The sequence below is a fragment of the Sphingopyxis sp. GW247-27LB genome, from assembly GCF_002277025.1.
Classification (GTDB): Bacteria; Pseudomonadota; Alphaproteobacteria; order Sphingomonadales; family Sphingomonadaceae; genus Sphingopyxis.
This window is the reverse complement of record NZ_NIWD01000015.1, coordinates 261,181-277,472: the sequence shown is the minus strand read 5'-3', so window position 1 is coordinate 277,472 and position 16,292 is coordinate 261,181. Positions and strand designations below refer to the sequence as shown.

The window sequence follows — 16,292 nt, the reverse complement described above, 5'->3', positions numbered from 1 at the left end:
GATCAATTTCCTTCGAGCGGCGCGGGAGCCGTGAGGCGTTCCAACCGGGCCTTGGCGAGTTGATAGGAGGCGAGGGCATCGATCGACGCGGAGCGCATCTCGGTCAGCGTCCGTTCGGCATCGAGCAGTTCGAGCTGTCCGAATTTGCCCTCGCGGTAGCCGATGCGCGCGATCCGCGCGGCCTCCATCGCGGAGGACAGAGCGGGGCCGCTGGCCACGCGTGCCGCGGCCGCCGCGTTGGCGGCCTCGACTTCGGCGTCGCTGATCTGTTGCTCGACATCGAGCGCGGTGACGCGGCGCTCGGCATCGGCGCGCCGCCGTTCGGCATTCGCCTGGTCGACCGCGGCGCGGCCGTTGTTGAACAGCGGCAGCGGCACCGAGACGCTGAACACCGCCGCGACATCATTGGTCGCCTCCAGCCGGCGAATGCCCGGGCCGACGGTGAGATCGGGCACGCGCTGCGAACGTGCCAGCTCGACGCCGGCATCGGCGGTGGCGAGGTCGACGTCGGCCGCCGCCAGCGCGAGCGTTCCCGCCGCCGAGGTCGGCCGCGGTGGCCCCATCGTCCCGGCGCCGGGTCCGCCGAGCACCGCGATATCGAGCGGGCCGGCGATCGGGCGGCCGATGCGGCGCGCGAGATTGCCGCGCGCGGCATCGGCGAGCCGGCGTGCTTTCTTGGCCTCGGCTTCCGCCGTCAGGCGCGCGACTTCGGCGCGTTCCTGTTCGAGCGGTGAGGCGCGCCCGGCCTGCACTCTTATGGTAGCGGCGCGCGCCGTATCCCCGGCAATACGATATTGGTCCTCGGCAATCGCGACGCGCACTTCGGCGGCTGAGGCCTGGATATAAAGCTCGGTCACCTGCAAGCGGATGTCGGCCTCTGCGATTGCCTGTGCGATTTGCGCACGGAGCGCCGCCGCATCGGCGACCGCGATCCGGGCTTGCCGCTTGCCGCCGAGTTCGAGCGGGATGGCGATGCTGGCCGTCACATCGGCGCCCTTGACGCCATTATAGGGGCCAGTGCCGACGAAATTCTCGACTTCGACCGAGAGAGCGGGGTTTGGCCTGAGACCCGCTACGCGCCGCGCGGCATTCGCGGCATCGACATTCGCCGCCGCCGCTTCCGCCGCGGGCGCGCTACCACCCGCGAGCGCGACCGCCTCGTCGAGCGTCAGGAGCGGGCCTGATATCTGCCGGCTTTCGGTGCCGGCCTCCTGTGCATGCGCGATTGCGACGCACGATGTGGCTGCCACGAGGGCAGCAACGTACCTGAACATAAAGATCCATCCTCGATTGATCGGAGAGATCGCCGCGGGAAAGCGGCGAGTGCGTCAAGGGGTCAGGCGAGAGGTGGATCGAGCAAGGGAGGCAGCACCCGCGACGGTCGTTGCACGACCGTCGCTGAAAATGGCGGTTCGCTGGCCGGAGCAAGCTGAGCCGTGCTGGCGACTTGGTGCTGGTCCGATGCAATGCAACAATGATCGTGACCGCTATGGGCGACCTTTTTCGCCGGCTCGCTTGGCCGTCGCTCATCGCTGTCCTGACCCAGCGAATAGGCGGCGCCTTGATCGGCAGTGTGGGCGGACGCGGGCTCGCAGAATTGCAACGTACAAAGCAGCACGCCCACAATCACCAGCAATCGCATCATTGCACCAGCCATAAAGTCCCTTACCGGCTCTTAAGCCGATCGTCGCCGCATGACATCGCGGCGGCCAGATCGGATGGAATTGCCATGGGCAAGAACGCGCTGACCCGGGCCCGCCCCCTATTTCCCGCAGGCAGTCGGCCCGTAAGCGAACCCATGGGGACCAGGGCGAGCATCGAAAAGCTGACCCGCCACCTCGCGCCAATCTCGGAGCACCAAGGCGAAGAGAGCCCTCCACCATTCCGTGACCAGATGGGGCGCAAAGTAGGGCTGGGCGATGATATGCGCGCGCTCCAGCGCACGCCACCCGGACGGCTGGTCCATCGCCTGCTTGGCGAAACGAAACCGATCCGTTTCAAAGGCAAGCAGAATCTCGGGCCGTTGACGTCTTGCCGAAGTCATCGAGTCCCTTACGAGCGCGCAATGCCTGACGCCGACACGTCTCCTTGTGATGGCATTTGCTGACGATTGCCGCACCGTTATCCATGCGCCGCCTCGTTCTGCCGGTGCTTTCGGCTGTTGTAGCGATAACCAGCCCAGAGAATCGTCAACGACAAAAACTGCAGCAAAAGGGATTCCATCGTTGGAAAAACCCCAAGCGTCGGGAGCCGGGGAACAAGGGCGAGCGGCGTAACGCCGAGGAGACCAGCTTCCTGCAGCGCGCCCGCGCCCTTGCCAGCCAGGATGACTGCCAGGATCGCGATCAGCGCAGAACTATAAGCGAAAAATTTCCCGATCGGCAGGACCCGGCTGTACCGAAGCATGACCCATGCGATTGCTGCGAGGATTACCAATGCGGTTCCAGCTCCGGCGGCGATTGCGCCGCGGCTTCCTTGCGCGGCAAGCGCCGCGAAAAACAGGATGGTCTCAAAGACTTCCCGATAGACCACCAGGAAGGCGAGCCCGAATAGAAACCAGGCTGAGCGGCGCGAAAGCGCCTTGCCCATCGCTTCGCGAATATAGCGCTGCCAGCTCTCCGCATGGGACTTGCCGTGCATCCAGATGCCAACCCAGACCAGAACCACCGCGGCGAAGAGCGAGCCGAACCCTTCGGTCAACTCGCGGTTCGCGCCGCTGATCGAGATCGCATAGGTCGCGACCGCCCAGGTTGCGCCGCCGGCCGCCAGGGCGGCGATCCAGCCGCCATGAACATAGGACAGGACGTCGGGTCGTTCAGCTTTTCGCAAGAAGGCGATCATCGCCACGATGATCAGAAGGGCTTCGAGACCTTCGCGCAGCAAGATGGTCAGCGCCCCGACAAAGGTCGACGCGTCGCTGGCTGCATCTGGAGACAGAGCGGCTTCTGCGTCGGTGAAAAGGGCTTCGACTGCGGCGGCTTTACCCGCGACCGCATCGACCGGCATTCCTCGCGTGATGGAGACGCGGTAATCGGACATCGCGGATTCGATTTGCGCCATAAGGGCCGAATCTCGCGTCGTCAGAATCGGCTCGACTGGTTCAAAACCATCAAGATAGGCGGACAACGCCAGACGCGCTGCTTCGCTCCGATTTCCCTTGCGGTAGGCGGCCAGGCTTTGCGCCAGTTTAGCCCGTGCAACCGCGAGCGTTGCGGGCGAGGCGGTGCTCAATGCCTTGGGATCGGAGCGCAAATAGGCTGTGAGCGCATCAGCCTTCTCGGGGTCGAGCATACGCCCAAGCGCTTCCGGGCTGAGGCTCGTCAAGGCCTGCAGGTCGGGGACCATTTCGCGAGCGGCGGGAGTCTGGTTCCAGAATTTCTGACCGGCCGCGATGTCGCGAAAGGCAAACCCACCAGCATAGGCTGCCACCGCCCAGCGATCGTCCGATGGCAAATTGGCAAAGCTGGGCATGGAGGTGCCCTCGAGCCCTTGGCCTATGACCTGGTAGAGAGCGAACAGGCTGCGCTTGCGAGCACGTGCGGCATCGGTGAAATCGATGGGTGCGGGGTCCAGCCCCTTAGCCTGAGGTCCGTTGCCATCGCCTCGTACCCCGTGACAGCTGGCGCAATTCTCGAGATAGATTTGGGCTCCGCGCCGGGGATCGGGAGCGTTGCGCGGGGCGAGAGGCACCGGATAGGCGGCAAGCAGGTCCGCCGCGAGTGCGCGTGCTTGGCCGGCAACCTTGCCGGGCTCGGTCTTCGACGCGATCGCCGCTTCGAGTTGCCCCGCTTCGGCAACCAGGCGAGCCCGCGCCGGTGATACCGGGAGAGCGGCGATACCTTTGCGAACAGTGGCCGCGAACTCCGTCATCTCGGCATATTCGACTGTGCTAGTTACCTCCCCATTCGCGACGGCCCCGCCATAATCGACGGCAATATAGTCCAGCAGGCGCCAGACGGTCTGGACTTCATCGGCATCGCTGCGCGCCTGCGCACCCTGCGCGGCGAGGCTGCCAATGGCGGCAAGCAAGACCAGCAAGAAGCGAAGGCCGCGAGTGGGTGGCATCGGTCCTATTGCCCGGTCACAGTCGACAATTCGCGCAGTTCGGTCCGGGCACTGCGCAGAATCTCATAGGCTGAATGAAGGAAAAGCGCTGCAATGATGGCGGCGACTGCAAGGTCGGGCCAGGCCTGGCCGGTCCATGCGACGAGGCCCGCAGCGATGATTACCGCGACATTAGCGACCGCGTCATTGCGGCTGAACAGCCAAACAGCGCGGACATTGGCGTCGCCTTCGCGAAACCGCGAGAGGACCGCCGCCGAGGTGAGATTGACGAGCAGTGCAACGAAGCCGATGCCGCCCATCAGCTCGGCTTCGGGCGGAACCGCTGTCAGGGCGCGCCACAGCGCGACGCCGATGACGCCGAGCCCGAGCGTCAGCAGGAACAGGCCTTGGGCAAGAGCGATGCGGGTGCGGGCGAGCGCCGTCCAGCCGATCGCGACGAGGCCGGCCAGCGTGATCGTGCCGTCGCCGATGAAGTCGAGCGAGTCGGCCTTCAGCGCCTGGCTGTTGGCGATGAATCCGCCGACGATCTCGATAGCGCCGAAGCCGAGATTTAGGATAACCACGATCCAGAGGGCACGGCGATAGGCGGGGTCCTTTTCCGCGCGCACCGGGTCTCCCGTGCATCCGCAGCCGTCACCGCTCTCGGATCCCTCCGCCATCGCGTCTTCACTCCATGGTGGCGGCGCGCTCTTCGCTTTGCCGCCTTCAACTTCGTACAGGGCGCGCCTATACATCCTCCAGTCACTGGAGGATCAAGCATAATATGACCAAGCGGCTCGCGATCGGCGACCTTGCCCGGGAGACCGGGACCAAGGTCAACACCATCCGCTTCTATGAAGAGATCGGGCTGCTGCCCGAAGCCCTGCGCACCGCTTCGGGACGGCGAAGCTATGATGCGGCCGACCTTCGGCGGCTCGCCTTCGTCCGCCACGGCCGGCAGCTCGGTTTTTCGATCCCCGAAATCCGCTCGCTGCTGGCGCTTTCGGATCAGCCCGACCGCGATTGCGGCGCGGCCGCGGCGATCGCGCGCGCGCATCTTGCCGATATCGGCATCCGCATCGCGCGGCTCGAAACCTTGCGCTCGGCGCTGACCGAAGTCGCGACCTCCTGCGAGGGCGGCCGGGCCGCCGAATGCCGGGTGATCGAGGCGATCGCGGGCACCGAACTCGCGCTCCAGACCGATTGATCGATCCGACCGGACGCATCCGGGTTCGGGGAAGGAAGGGGCTGGCGCGCGCGACGACTGGCTTCGCCGCGCGCGCCGGCGGATCTTACGGCGCCTTGTCGAGCTTGGTGATCGTCCCGGCCTTGCCGTTCCAGTCGAGCTCGAACGCGACCTTGTCGCCGACCTTGATGTCCTTCAGCAGCTCGGGCTTTGCGGCGAAGCCCATCGTCATCGGCGGCCATTCGAGTTCGGCGATCGCGCCATGATCGAGCGTGACCTGTCCCTTCGCGCTATCGATTGCGGTCACGGTCGCCGTGCCCTTGCCATGTTTGGTTTCGGCGGGCATCGCCATGGTTCCGGCGTCATCGGCCATCGCGGCCTTTTCTTCGGTCTTCGGCGCTTCGCCCTGCTTGCCGCAGCCGGCAAGTCCTGCGCTGAGCGCGATGCCCAGTGCGATGGCGGTCAAATTCTTCATGTCATTTCTCCTTCGGGTTGAACGGGATGGGCCGCGCGCCTGCGCATCAGCAGATAGGCGGCGGGAATGATGAGCATCGAGAGCAGCGGCGCGGTCAGCATGCCGCCGATCATCGGCGCGGCGATGCGGCTCATCACTTCGGAGCCGGTGCCGGTCCCGACGAGGATCGGGAACAGGCCCGCGAGGATCACCGCGACGGTCATCGCCTTCGGCCGGACGCGAAGCAGCGCGCCCTCGCGAACCGCGGCCAATATGTCGCCATCGCCGCGATCGGCGAGCGCATGCTTGAGGTAGATGAGCATGACGACCCCGAACTCGGCGGCGACGCCGGCGAGAGCGATGAACCCGACCGCGCTCGCGACCGACTGGTTGTAACCGAGCAGATAGAGCAGCCAGAGCCCGCCGGTGAGTGCAAAGGGCAAGGTCGCCATGATGAGCAGCGCCTCGTCCCAGCGGCGGAAGGTGAGGTAGAGCAGGATGAAGATGATCGCGAGCGTGACCGGCACGACCACCTTCATCCGCTCGGTCGCACGAACGAGGAACTCGAACTGCCCGGTGTAGGAGATGCTGACGCCGGGGGGCAGCTCGACATCGCGCGCGATCGCCCGCTGGATGTCGTGCACCAGACCCTGCAAATCGCGGCCGCGGCTGTCGACATAGATCCAGGTCACCGGGCGGCCATTCTCGCTGCGCAGCATCGGCGGCCCGTCGCTGACCTTGACGCTCGCCACCGTCCCGAGCGTGATCTGCTGGCGCGACGGCGTCAGGATCGGAAGGGCCGCGAGCTTGCCGATGCTGTCGCGCAGCTCGCGTGGATAGCGGACGCTGATCGGATAGCGCGCGAGCCCCTCGACCGTCTGGCCGATCGTCTCGCCGCCGATCGCGCCCGCGACGATCGCCTGCACGTCGGCGACGTTGAGACCATAGCGCGCCGCGGCGGCGCGATCGATGTCGACGTCGATATAACGGCCGCCAGTCAGGCGCTCGGCCAGCGCCGAGGCGACGCCGGGGACGGTCCTGACTACGCCCTCGATGCGCTTCGCGGTGCGGTCGATCTCGGCAAGATCCGAGCCCGCGACCTTGATGCCGACCGGGCTTTTGATCCCGGTCGCAAGCATGTCGATCCGGTTGCGGATCGGCGGAATCCAGAAATTGGCGAGCCCGGGAACCCGGACCCGCGCATCGAGCTCCTCGATCAGCTTCTCCTCGGTCATGCCGGGGCGCCACTGGTCCTTCGGCTTGAAGCGGATCGTCGTCTCGAACATCTCGAGGGGCGCGGGGTCGGTCGCACTGTCGGCGCGGCCGGCCTTGCCGAACACGCTTTCGACCTCTGGCACCGTCTTGATCAGCCGATCGGTCTGCTGGAGCAGGCTCGACGCCCGCGCTGCTGAGATGCCGGGAAGCGCTGAGGGCATGTAGAGGAGATCGCCCTCATGCATCTGCGGCATGAACTCGCCGCCGATCTGGGTCATCGGCCAGAGGCTGGTGGCGAAGACGAGGCCGGCGATGAGGAGCGCCTTTTTCGGCCGTTCGAGCACCCAGTCGAGTGCCGGGCGATAGATGCGGGTCAGCCAGCGGTTGACCGGATTGGCCTGTTCGGCGGGGATCTTTCCGCGGATCAGCCAGCCCATCAGCACGGGGATGAGCGTGATCGAGAGGATCGCGGCGGCCGCCATCGCATAGGTTTTGGTGAAGGCGAGCGGCGAGAAGAGCCGCCCTTCCTGGCCTTCGAGCGTGAAGATCGGCAAGAAGGAGAAGGTGATGATGAGGAGGCTGAGGAACAGCGCCGGACCGACCTCTGCGGCGGCGTCGGTGATGACGCGCCAGCGCACGGCGCCTTTCAGCTCCTCGCCAGGATGATCGCGTTCCCAATGTTCGAGATGCTTGTGGGCATTTTCGATCATCACCACGGCCGCATCGACCATCGCGCCGACCGCGATCGCGATGCCGCCGAGCGACAATATATTGGCGTTGAGCCCCTGCAGCCGCATGACGATGAAGGCGATGAGGATGCCGAGCGGGAGGGTCAGGATCGCGACCAGCGCCGACCGGGCGTGCCAGAGGAACAGTGCGCAGACGAGCCCGACGATGATGAACTCCTCGACGAGCTTCGAGGTCAGATTGTCGACCGCGCGGTCGATCAGCCCCGAGCGATCATAGGTGGTGACGATCTCGACACCGGGCGGCAGGCTGCGCTTGAGCTCGGCGAGCTTGGCGCGGACGCCGTCGATGACCTCGCGGGCATTCTTGCCTTCGCGCATGACGATCACGCCGCCCGCAACTTCGCCCTCGCCATTGAGTTCGGCGATGCCGCGCCTTGTGTCGGGGCCGATCTGGACCGTCGCGACATCGCCGACCGTCACCGGGAGTCCGCCGCCGGCGGTGCGGACGGGGACCGAACGGAAGTCGTCGAGCGACTTCAGATAGCCGCTCGCGCGGACGATATATTCGGCCTCGGCGAGTTCGAGGGAGCCGCCGCCGCTCTCCTGGTTGGCGCGCTTGAGGGCATCTGCCACCTCGGTTGCGGTCACGTCGAAGGCGGCAAGCTTCTGCGGATCGACGATGATCTGATACTGGCGCACCATGCCGCCGATGCTCGCGACCTCGGCGACGCCGGGAACCGACTTGAGTTCGAAGCGCAGGAACCAGTCCTGGAGGCTGCGCAGCTCGGCAAGATCGTGGCGGCCGCTCTTGTCGACCAGCGCATATTCATAGATCCAGCCGACCCCGGTCGCGTCGGGGCCGAGGCTTGCGCGTGCGTCCTCGGGGAGACGGCTTTGCACCTGGCTCAGATATTCGAGCACGCGGCTACGCGCCCAATAGGGATCGGTGCCGTCGTCGAACAGCACGTAGACGAAGCTGTCGCCGACGAAGCTATAGCCGCGGACCACACGCGCGCCTGGCACCGAGAGCATCGTCGTCGTGATCGGGTAGGTGACCTGGTCCTCGACGATCCGCGGCGCTTGGCCCGCATAAGTCGTGCGGATGATGACCTGGACGTCCGACAGGTCGGGCAGGGCATCGACCGGCGTCGTGCGTACCGCGGCGATCCCGAGCAACGTGAGGATCAGTGCCGCCGCGACGACAAGTCCGCGCGCCGCGACCGAGGCGCGAATGATCTTCGCGATCATTGCGCCGCCTCCAGCGGGCGGACGGTGAGGCCGGTCAGGCTCGCTTCGGAATCGAGCAGGAACTGACCCGACGCGACGACCTTCTCGCCGGGAGCGAGACCCTGCAATATCTCGGTCTTGCCGCCGCCTTCGCGTCCGGCGACCACCTCGGCGGGATGGTACCGTCCGTCGCCCTTTTCGAGCATCACGATGCTGCGCGTGCCGGTGCGGATCACCGCTTCGCTCGGCACCAGCAGCGCAGGCTTGGCGTCGCCGCCGAGCGCGACCACCGCGAACATGCCGGGGCGGAGGCGCCCGCCGCGATTGGCGAGCTCGACGCGCACCGTCAGCGTCCGGCTGTCGGCCGATGCGGTCGGCAGGATGGCGATGACCCTGCCGGTGAATGTTTCGCCGGGAAAGGCGGTGAGGGTCGCGCTCGCCCGCTGGCCGATCTTTACGAGTCCGGCTTGCGCCTCGGGAAGCGCGGCGTTGAGCCATACCGTGCCGAGCCCCGAGATTTCGGCAAGGGTCTGGCCGGCGGCGAGCGTCACACCCGCGCGCGCATTGAGCGTCTGGACAACCCCGCCGATCGGCGCGCGCACCGTCAGTCTGCCGCCGGTGCGCCCGGTCCGGTCGACCTCGGTTATCACGCCTTCGGGCATGCCCATCAGCCGCAGCCGCAGCCGCGCCGCCGCGGTGAGGTCGGGTTTGCCGAGCTTTTTGACGCTCAGATATTCGGTCTGGGCGCTGCCCCATTCGGGCAATTGCAGGTCGGCGATTGGCGTGCCGGACCCGATCACGTCGCCCGGCGCGAGACGATAGACGCGCTCAACGAAACCGCCCGAGCGCGCCTGGACGATCGCGACGTCGCGCTGGTTGAAATCGATACTGCCGTTGACGTCGAAGGTCGCCGCGAGGCTTCCCATTTCGGCCGCGACCACCCTTATGCCGAGGCTCTGCCTTGCGGCCGGATCGACCGACACGCCCGGTGCGATGCCGCTGCCGTCGTCGGCATATTTGGGCTCGAGCTGCATATCCATGAAGGGCGACTTGCCGGGCTTGTCGAACTTCTGGTTCGGGAACATCGGATCATAATAATAGAGGATCTTGCGCCCGCCGCTGCCGGCCGCCTCGGTTGGCGCATCGCCCTGGCCGCTCTGTCCGAGCCAGTAACCGCCGCCGCCCGCGATCAGCACCGCGGCCAATATTCCGGCGCGCCAACGCGCCGCTGATGTTGCATCGGTCATCGACCTGCCTCCCCATAAACATAATTGATCCGGATCGCGTCGCGCGCGACCTCGGCTTCGCGCGCCAGCGCATCGACTTCGGCCTCGGCGAGCGCGAGGGTCGACAGCAGTGCGGTCCCGAGGTCGAGCTTTCCGGCGGCGTAACTTGCAAGATCGAGCTCGGCGCGCTTCTTCGCGAGCGGCACGAGCCGCGTGCGCGCATTGGCGAGCTGCTCATGATGCATGCGGTGATCGGCGAGATCGGCGTCGAGCGCCGCCGCGATGTCGCGCTTGGCCGCCTCGCGGTCGAGCCGCGCGCGCGCCGCTTCGCTGGCGCGCGCGGCAATCTTCGGGTCCTGCCGTTTCTTCGAGAAGAAGGGCAGGTCGACGGTAACCCCGACCGTGACGAGGTCGCCAAAATTGGGTTCGCGCCGCCCATAGGCCGCATTGACGCTCCAGTCGGGGCGCTTGTCGGCGCGCGCGAGACCGGTCTCGGCATCGGCCGCGAGCGCGCGGGCGTCGAGCGCGCGTAGCCTTGGCAGGGCGTCGATCCCGGCGCGCAATCCTTGCTCGTCGATCATCTGCGGCGGCAAATCGCCGAGCGTATCGGCGGCGGGGTCGCCGGTAAAGCGGGCGAGCTGTGCGCGGGCTCGGGCGATCTCGGCGGCGAGCGCGCTGCGGCGATCGGCGATCGCGGCGCGAAGCTGGTCGGGCTCGAGCGCGTGCGCCGGGCGCGCCGCGCCGCTGGCGAGCCGCGCGGTCACCGTCGCTTGAAGGTCTTCGAGGCCGGTATCGAGCAGGTCGAGTTCCTTGAGGCGCTTCTTGGCGTAGAAGAGATCGACCCAGGCGAGCGCGGTCGCGAGCCTGATGTCCTGCGCAGTGACCGCCTCGTCGGCGCGGGCGATTCCGATATCGGCCTGCGCGCGCGTTGCGCGCGCGCGGCGCTTGGCGGGGTTCGGAAAATCCTGGCTGACGCCGATGACCTGCATCGTGAAATCGTCGCGATTGAACCGGCCCGCATCGGGCCCGGTCACCGGGAAGTCCTGCAGGACGATATTGAGTTTCGGGTCGGGCAGCCGGTCGGCGGCGATCGCCGCCGATTGGGCGGCGTCGATGCCGGCTTCGCGAGCTTGCAGTTCCGGCGCGCGCGTCGCTGCCAGCCCAAGCGCCGTGTCGAGCGTCATCGGCTCGGCGTGAAGGGCCGTGGGCAGCGCGAGCAAGGCTGCCGTAAAGAATAGGCGCATGATGTCCCCCTGTTGTGGACTGGACGAATGCCTCCCCGGCGGATGTACGCCGGGGAGGAAAGACCGTCACCCTTGTGGGGGCATCTTATGGTCGCCGGACATTTTCTTCATGCAGTCAGCCGGACTCACCTTCATCATGTCGCAGTCGCAATGTGCCATCTGTCCCGGCTTGTCTTTGACCCAGACGCGGAATCGCGAGTTGGTATTGGACTTGTTCGGTCCCGGCACCTGGCGGGTCTGCCATTCATAATGGCCGCCCGATTGCTCTTGAGCGAAAACGGGAGCTGCAAGGGTTGCTGCCGCGAACGCGGCAACGGCAAAAAACGGTTTCATGTTGAATTCCTCAGTTGAAAAGGCAGGAAACGCGCGCCGGAACGGGCCAGCGCGCGTCGCGCAATTCAGCCGAGAATTAGCGGTGGATCGGGCTCGGGGCCGAATGTCCGGCCATCCAGTCGCTGGATCGGAAGCGGATCGAGCAAGCCCGGCACGTGAGTCGCTGCCGCTATCATCATTGGCGGCGATACGACGATGGGCGGGAGCGCACAGCCCATCTTGGCGATGCAGTCGAACGTCAGGCCCTTGCAGGGCACGCCGTCCCCGGATTTGTCGATGCCCATCATTTCCGCGCATTCATCGCTCATCGCTGGCGCTGCGATCGTCATGCCGGACGCCGGGATTGCCGGAGCAGACGCGAACGCGGCCTCTTGGCCCAAAAGGCCCAGTACGGCTCCGAAAAGCAGCAGGAAGGAAAGCCAGCGTTTCACGGTTGAAGCATGATCCTTGTCAAACTTGGCGTCAATTCGAAACTGGAACTGCGGGCCTATTCGCCGACAGGCCCGCCGCGGTTACATCCGAACCCGACCTTCTATGACCCACGGTCCTGACCGCGGCGCGAACAGTATCCCGCGCCGCCAACGCGCTCAAGCCTTCGGCTTGCGCGAGGAGCTATGCAGGCTGATGATCTGCCATTTGTCGCCCATCCATTTGAGGACGCTCGTCGCGACGCCGTCGCGCGCGATGGTCTCGCCGTTCGGGAGGACGATCGTGTAGGAATAGGTCTCTGTGGCAATCGCGACCTCGCCTTCGCCGCGCACCGCGACTTTATAGTCGCGAAATGCGAAAGATTTGAAAGCCTTGAGCTCGGGCGCGAGATGATGGTCGCGGTAATGCGCAAAATTGCCCTCGATGCCGCCCGACTCGAAGATCTGAGCGCCAGGCGCAAACAGCGCTTCGACGCCCGACAGGTCTCGCTTCTCGATCGCCTGCTTATATTGCGCCAGCGTCGCGGTCGCCGTTTCATAATCCGGAGCCTCGGCAGCATGGGCGGGAATCGCCATGACCAGCGCCAGCCCGATTGCCGCCATTGTGAAACCTCTCATCCTCATTCTCCCTTTTTGTGATCGCCGCGACCCAAAGGCTGCGGCAGTGCTTTGATCAGATTTTCACGAACCGCAGGCGCAGCGAATTGGCGATGACGCTGACCGAGGAAAGCGCCATCGCGGCGGCGGCGATGATCGGCGACAGCAGCAGCCCGAAGACCGGGTAGAGCACGCCCGCCGCCACCGGAATGCCCGCGACATTATAGGCAAAGGCGAAAAAGAGATTCTGGCGGATGTTCGCCATCGTCGCATGGCTGAGGTGCCGTGCCCGCACGATACCCATAAGGTCGCCGCGCAACAGCGTGACGCCCGCGCTTTCGATGGCGACGTCGGTTCCCGAACCCATCGCGATCCCGACATCGGCGGCGGCGAGCGCAGGGGCGTCATTGACCCCGTCGCCCGCCATCGCGACCACCCGCCCCTGCTCGCGCAGCCGCTGCACGACGGCGCTCTTCTGGTCGGGAAGGACGTCAGCCTCAACATCGGTGATGCCGAGCCGCCGGGCGATCGCCTCGGCGGTAACACGATTGTCGCCGGTCAGCATGATGACGCTGATTCCCGCGTCGCGCAGTGCCGCGAGCGCTGCACCCGTCGTCTCCTTGACCGGGTCGGCGATCGCAATGACGCCGGCCGCCGTCCCGTTGACGGCGATGTAGATCGCCGTCGCGCCGTCCGCACGCAGCCGGTCGGCCGCCTCGCCGAGCGCGCCGGGATCGACATCATATTCTTCGAGGAAGCCGGCGTTGCCGAGGACGATGGCCTTGTCGTCGACCGCCCCGACGATGCCCTTGCCGACCGGCTGGTCGACCCCCGACGGCTCGACGAGCGCGAGGCCCCGATCTTCGGCGGCCTTGACGATCGCGGCCGCGAGCGGATGCTCGCTGCTGCGCTCGAGGCTGGCGGCGATCCGGAGGAGGTCTGTCTCATCAAATCCGTCCGCGACCTCGATCGCCACGACCGAGGGCCTGCCTTCGGTCAGGGTTCCAGTCTTGTCGACGACAAGCGTATCGACCTTCTCCATCCGTTCGAGGGCTTCGGCATTCTTGATCAGCACGCCGGCTTCGGCGCCGCGCCCGACCCCGACCATGATCGACATGGGCGTCGCAAGGCCGAGCGCGCACGGGCAGGCGATGATCAGCACCGAGACCGCCGCGATCAGGCCATAGGCCATGGCGGGAGAAGGGCCGACAAGCGACCAGATGATGAAGGCGATGACGGCGACGACGATGACGCTGGGTACGAACCAGCCCGAAACCGTATCGGCAAGCCGCTGGATCGGTGCGCGGCTCCGCTGCGCATCGGCGACCATCTGAACGATGCGCGCCAGCATCGTGTCGCGGCCGACCTTCTCGCTGCGCATCAGCAGCCCGCCGGTCTGGTTGATCGTGCCGCCGATGAGCGCCGCGCCTGCTTCCTTGGTGACCGGCATCGATTCGCCCGTGACCATTGACTCATCGACCGTGCCGCGGCCTTCGAGCACGACCCCGTCGACGGGAACCTTCTCGCCCGGGCGGATGCGCAGCACGTCGCCGACGGCAACTGCCTCGAGTGCGACTTCTTCGTCGCTTCCATCGCCCCGGACGCGCCGCGCGAGCTTGGGCGTCAGGTCGAGAAGGGCGCGGATCGCTCCGCTTGTCGTCTCGCGCGCCCTCAGCTCGAGCACCTGTCCGAGCAGGACCAACACCGTGATGACCGCCGCGGCCTCGAAATAGACCGCGACCGACCCGTCGGCCGCGCGGAACGCGTCCGGGAAAATCTGCGGTGCGAGCGCCGCGATCATGCTGTAGCCCCAGGCGACGCCCGTCCCCATCGCGATGAGGGTGAACATGTTGAGGCTCTTGTTACGGATCGAGAGCCATGCTCGCTCGAAAAAGGGCCAGCCTGCCCACAGCACAACCGGAGTGGCGAGCAGCATCTGGATCCAGTTGCTCGTCTGGCGGCCGAGGATCTCGTGAAGGCCCGTCATATGGCCGCCCATCTCGAGCGCGAAAACCGGAAGGGCGAGCAGGAGCCCGACCCAGAAGCGTCGCCGCATGTCGCGATATTCTTCGCTCGGACCGCTTGTCGCCTCGGGCATGAGGGGCTCGAGCGCCATGCCGCAAATCGGACAGCTTCCGGGCCCTGGGCGCTGGATCTCGGGATGCATCGGACAGGTCCAGATCGCGCCCTCGACCGCTTTGGCCTCGGTCGGCTCACGCCCGGTAATGTAGCGCCCTGGGTCGGCCTCGAATTTCGCGAGGCAGCCCGCGCTACAGAAATAATGATGCGCGCCGTCATGCGTCGCGACATGCGGCGTGGTCGCGGGGTCGACCGTCATGCCGCAGACCGGATCGGTCGTGTTGTCGCTGCCTTCTCCTGCGTCCTGATGATCGTGCACCGCCATCGCTCCTGTCGCTGCCTCGGCGTGGCCGGGAAAGGTCGCGCGCGGGCTTGCCGGTCGGGCTTCCCGACCGTGGCCATCGTTGCGGCAGCAGAATGAGGCCGCTCCTATCGATACGCAAGGCAAGCCGTTGCCCCTTGGATTTTCTTGGCGGTGCCGTCAGGCTACGCGCTTTCTGGCGCGCAGAATGCCGATGGCGCCGGTGGGCGTCCGAAAATTCTCGAGTTCGCGAATATCGTCAAAACCGGCTTCGCGCATGAGGACTGGCAGCAAGCCATCGGCGTTGGGCCGGGTATCGTGGACACCATCGAGCTGCTGGATCGTCAAGCGGAACAGACAGCGCATCAGGCGGCTGCGCTGTTCGCCATAGTCGGCGATATAGAGCGCGCCGCCAGGGGCGAGCTTGTGCCAGGCCTCGCGCAGCAGCCGGGCCTTTTCCTCCATTCCCACCTGGTGGAGGACGAGACAGATTGCGATCGTCGACGGGGGCGGCCAGTCCGCGACCGCTGGCGCCGAGAAAAAGCCGACGCGAAACTCAGGCAGGGGATCAAGCTGCGCCGTCTTGGTTCGGGCAATGCGCGTCGCGGCCTCATCGGGGTCGATGCCGAGATAGCGCACGCCGTCAGTGCGCCGGGCAATCGCCAGCGCGAGATTCCCCGTTCCCGAGCCGATATCGAGAAGGATCTCGCCCTTGGCTAGCGCCATATGGTGAACGAGATGGTCACGCCACAGGCGTTCGCGCGTTGTGACGGCGACGCCGAAATCATAGAGCGGCGTCAGAAAATGATAGCCGGCCGCCGGCGTGTAGCTTCGGTCAGCGCCTGCGGGTTCGGGCATCGTTCCACTCCTCCCTGCTGCTTGACTCGCTGCGTTATGCCGCCGATGCCAGCATGGATAAGCCGCATAGAAGCCGGTCACGGCTCCGGTCTTGAACGTTTCGCCGGGGCAGCGCTGCGGGTGCCGCCGCTCAGGGGACGATTTCGAAAGCGAACGCCGCGAGGCCTGCCGAAGGCGTCACCCCGAGCCATTGCGCACAGCGGCGGGTGAAGTGCGACTGGTCGGCAAAGCCGCCCGCCGCGGCCGCGTCGGCGAGGCCGCCGCCGCCGCCGACAAGCGCGCGCAGCGCCCGCTGAAGCTGGAGCCATTGCAACAATTTCGCTGGCGGCACGCCGAAGTCCCGGCCGACGATTTCGCGCAGGCGCGAAGGCGAGAGACAGGCGACATCGGCGAGCGCGCGGGCGGTCGACA

The 16,292-nt window shown here is 66.2% G+C and carries 17 protein-coding genes; 1 reads left to right on the top strand and 16 read right to left on the bottom strand.

Annotation, left to right across the window (positions count from 1 at the left end):
• Nucleotides 1–2: 2 nt before the first annotated feature.
• The 6 genes from CD928_RS20400 to CD928_RS20385 form a co-directional block, all read right to left on the bottom strand.
• Nucleotides 3–1,274, bottom strand: a complete 1,272-nt coding sequence (locus CD928_RS20400; protein ID WP_095388922.1) for a TolC family protein — start codon at nt 1,272–1,274, stop codon at nt 3–5.
• Between the two features lie 62 nt (nt 1,275–1,336).
• Entirely contained in the window at nt 1,337–1,645 is a 309-nt protein-coding gene (locus tag CD928_RS23155) for a hypothetical protein (RefSeq protein ID WP_141237216.1), read from the bottom strand.
• A 20-nt stretch (nt 1,646–1,665) separates the two neighbouring features.
• Entirely contained in the window at nt 1,666–1,800 is a 135-nt protein-coding gene (locus CD928_RS23935; protein ID WP_255247277.1) for a DUF3703 domain-containing protein, read from the bottom strand.
• Entirely contained in the window at nt 1,763–1,966 is a 204-nt protein-coding gene (locus CD928_RS23930; protein WP_255247287.1) for a DUF3703 domain-containing protein, read from the bottom strand. The genes CD928_RS23935 and CD928_RS23930 overlap by 38 nt, the downstream gene beginning before the upstream one ends.
• 155 nt (nt 1,967–2,121) lie before the next feature.
• Entirely contained in the window at nt 2,122–4,065 is a 1,944-nt protein-coding gene (locus CD928_RS20390) for a cytochrome c/FTR1 family iron permease (protein WP_095388921.1), read from the bottom strand.
• 5 nt (nt 4,066–4,070) lie between these two features.
• The gene (locus CD928_RS20385; RefSeq protein WP_095388920.1) at nt 4,071–4,724 is read right to left on the bottom strand and encodes a cation transporter; all 654 of its coding nucleotides are present in this window, start codon (nt 4,722–4,724) and stop codon (nt 4,071–4,073) included.
• 104 nt (nt 4,725–4,828) lie between these two features.
• Between CD928_RS20385 and CD928_RS20380 the strand changes: the two genes are divergently transcribed.
• On the top strand, nt 4,829–5,251 hold the full coding sequence (locus tag CD928_RS20380; protein WP_095388919.1) for a helix-turn-helix domain-containing protein: 423 nt from the start codon (nt 4,829–4,831) through the stop codon (nt 5,249–5,251).
• 85 nt (nt 5,252–5,336) lie between these two features.
• Here CD928_RS20380 and CD928_RS20375 read toward each other — a convergent pair whose 3' ends face one another.
• The 10 genes from CD928_RS20375 to CD928_RS23925 all read right to left on the bottom strand — a co-directional run bounded on the left by CD928_RS20375 (nt 5,337) and on the right by CD928_RS23925 (nt 16,233).
• Nucleotides 5,337–5,705 carry a copper-binding protein gene (locus tag CD928_RS20375; protein ID WP_011542714.1) on the bottom strand — a complete coding sequence of 123 codons (369 nt, stop codon included), beginning with the start codon at nt 5,703–5,705 and terminating at the stop codon, nt 5,337–5,339.
• A complete protein-coding gene (locus tag CD928_RS20370; RefSeq protein ID WP_095388918.1) occupies nt 5,702–8,836 on the bottom strand; it encodes an efflux RND transporter permease subunit in 3,135 nt (1,044 codons plus the stop codon). The genes CD928_RS20375 and CD928_RS20370 overlap by 4 nt, the downstream gene beginning before the upstream one ends.
• Nucleotides 8,833–10,062, bottom strand: a complete 1,230-nt coding sequence (locus CD928_RS20365; RefSeq protein WP_095388917.1) for an efflux RND transporter periplasmic adaptor subunit — start codon at nt 10,060–10,062, stop codon at nt 8,833–8,835. Before CD928_RS20365 ends, CD928_RS20370 begins: the two co-directional genes overlap by 4 nt.
• The gene (locus CD928_RS20360) at nt 10,059–11,285 is read right to left on the bottom strand and encodes a TolC family protein (RefSeq protein ID WP_095388916.1); all 1,227 of its coding nucleotides are present in this window, start codon (nt 11,283–11,285) and stop codon (nt 10,059–10,061) included. Before CD928_RS20360 ends, CD928_RS20365 begins: the two co-directional genes overlap by 4 nt.
• Nucleotides 11,286–11,351: 66 nt before the next feature.
• Nucleotides 11,352–11,618, bottom strand: a complete 267-nt coding sequence (locus tag CD928_RS20355) for a hypothetical protein (protein ID WP_095388915.1) — start codon at nt 11,616–11,618, stop codon at nt 11,352–11,354.
• 65 nt (nt 11,619–11,683) lie between these two features.
• The gene (locus CD928_RS20350) at nt 11,684–12,049 is read right to left on the bottom strand and encodes a hypothetical protein (RefSeq protein ID WP_095388914.1); all 366 of its coding nucleotides are present in this window, start codon (nt 12,047–12,049) and stop codon (nt 11,684–11,686) included.
• Between the two features lie 156 nt (nt 12,050–12,205).
• Nucleotides 12,206–12,664, bottom strand: coding sequence for a DUF4440 domain-containing protein (locus CD928_RS20345; RefSeq protein WP_095388913.1), 459 nt, complete (start codon nt 12,662–12,664; stop codon nt 12,206–12,208).
• A gap of 55 nt (nt 12,665–12,719) precedes the next feature.
• Nucleotides 12,720–15,047, bottom strand: a complete 2,328-nt coding sequence (locus CD928_RS20340; RefSeq protein WP_255247276.1) for a heavy metal translocating P-type ATPase — start codon at nt 15,045–15,047, stop codon at nt 12,720–12,722.
• 156 nt (nt 15,048–15,203) lie between these two features.
• Nucleotides 15,204–15,881 carry a class I SAM-dependent methyltransferase gene (locus CD928_RS20335; protein WP_095388912.1) on the bottom strand — a complete coding sequence of 226 codons (678 nt, stop codon included), beginning with the start codon at nt 15,879–15,881 and terminating at the stop codon, nt 15,204–15,206.
• 130 nt (nt 15,882–16,011) lie between these two features.
• A complete protein-coding gene (locus CD928_RS23925) occupies nt 16,012–16,233 on the bottom strand; it encodes a helix-turn-helix domain-containing protein (protein WP_255247286.1) in 222 nt (73 codons plus the stop codon).
• Nucleotides 16,234–16,292: the final 59 nt, after the last annotated feature.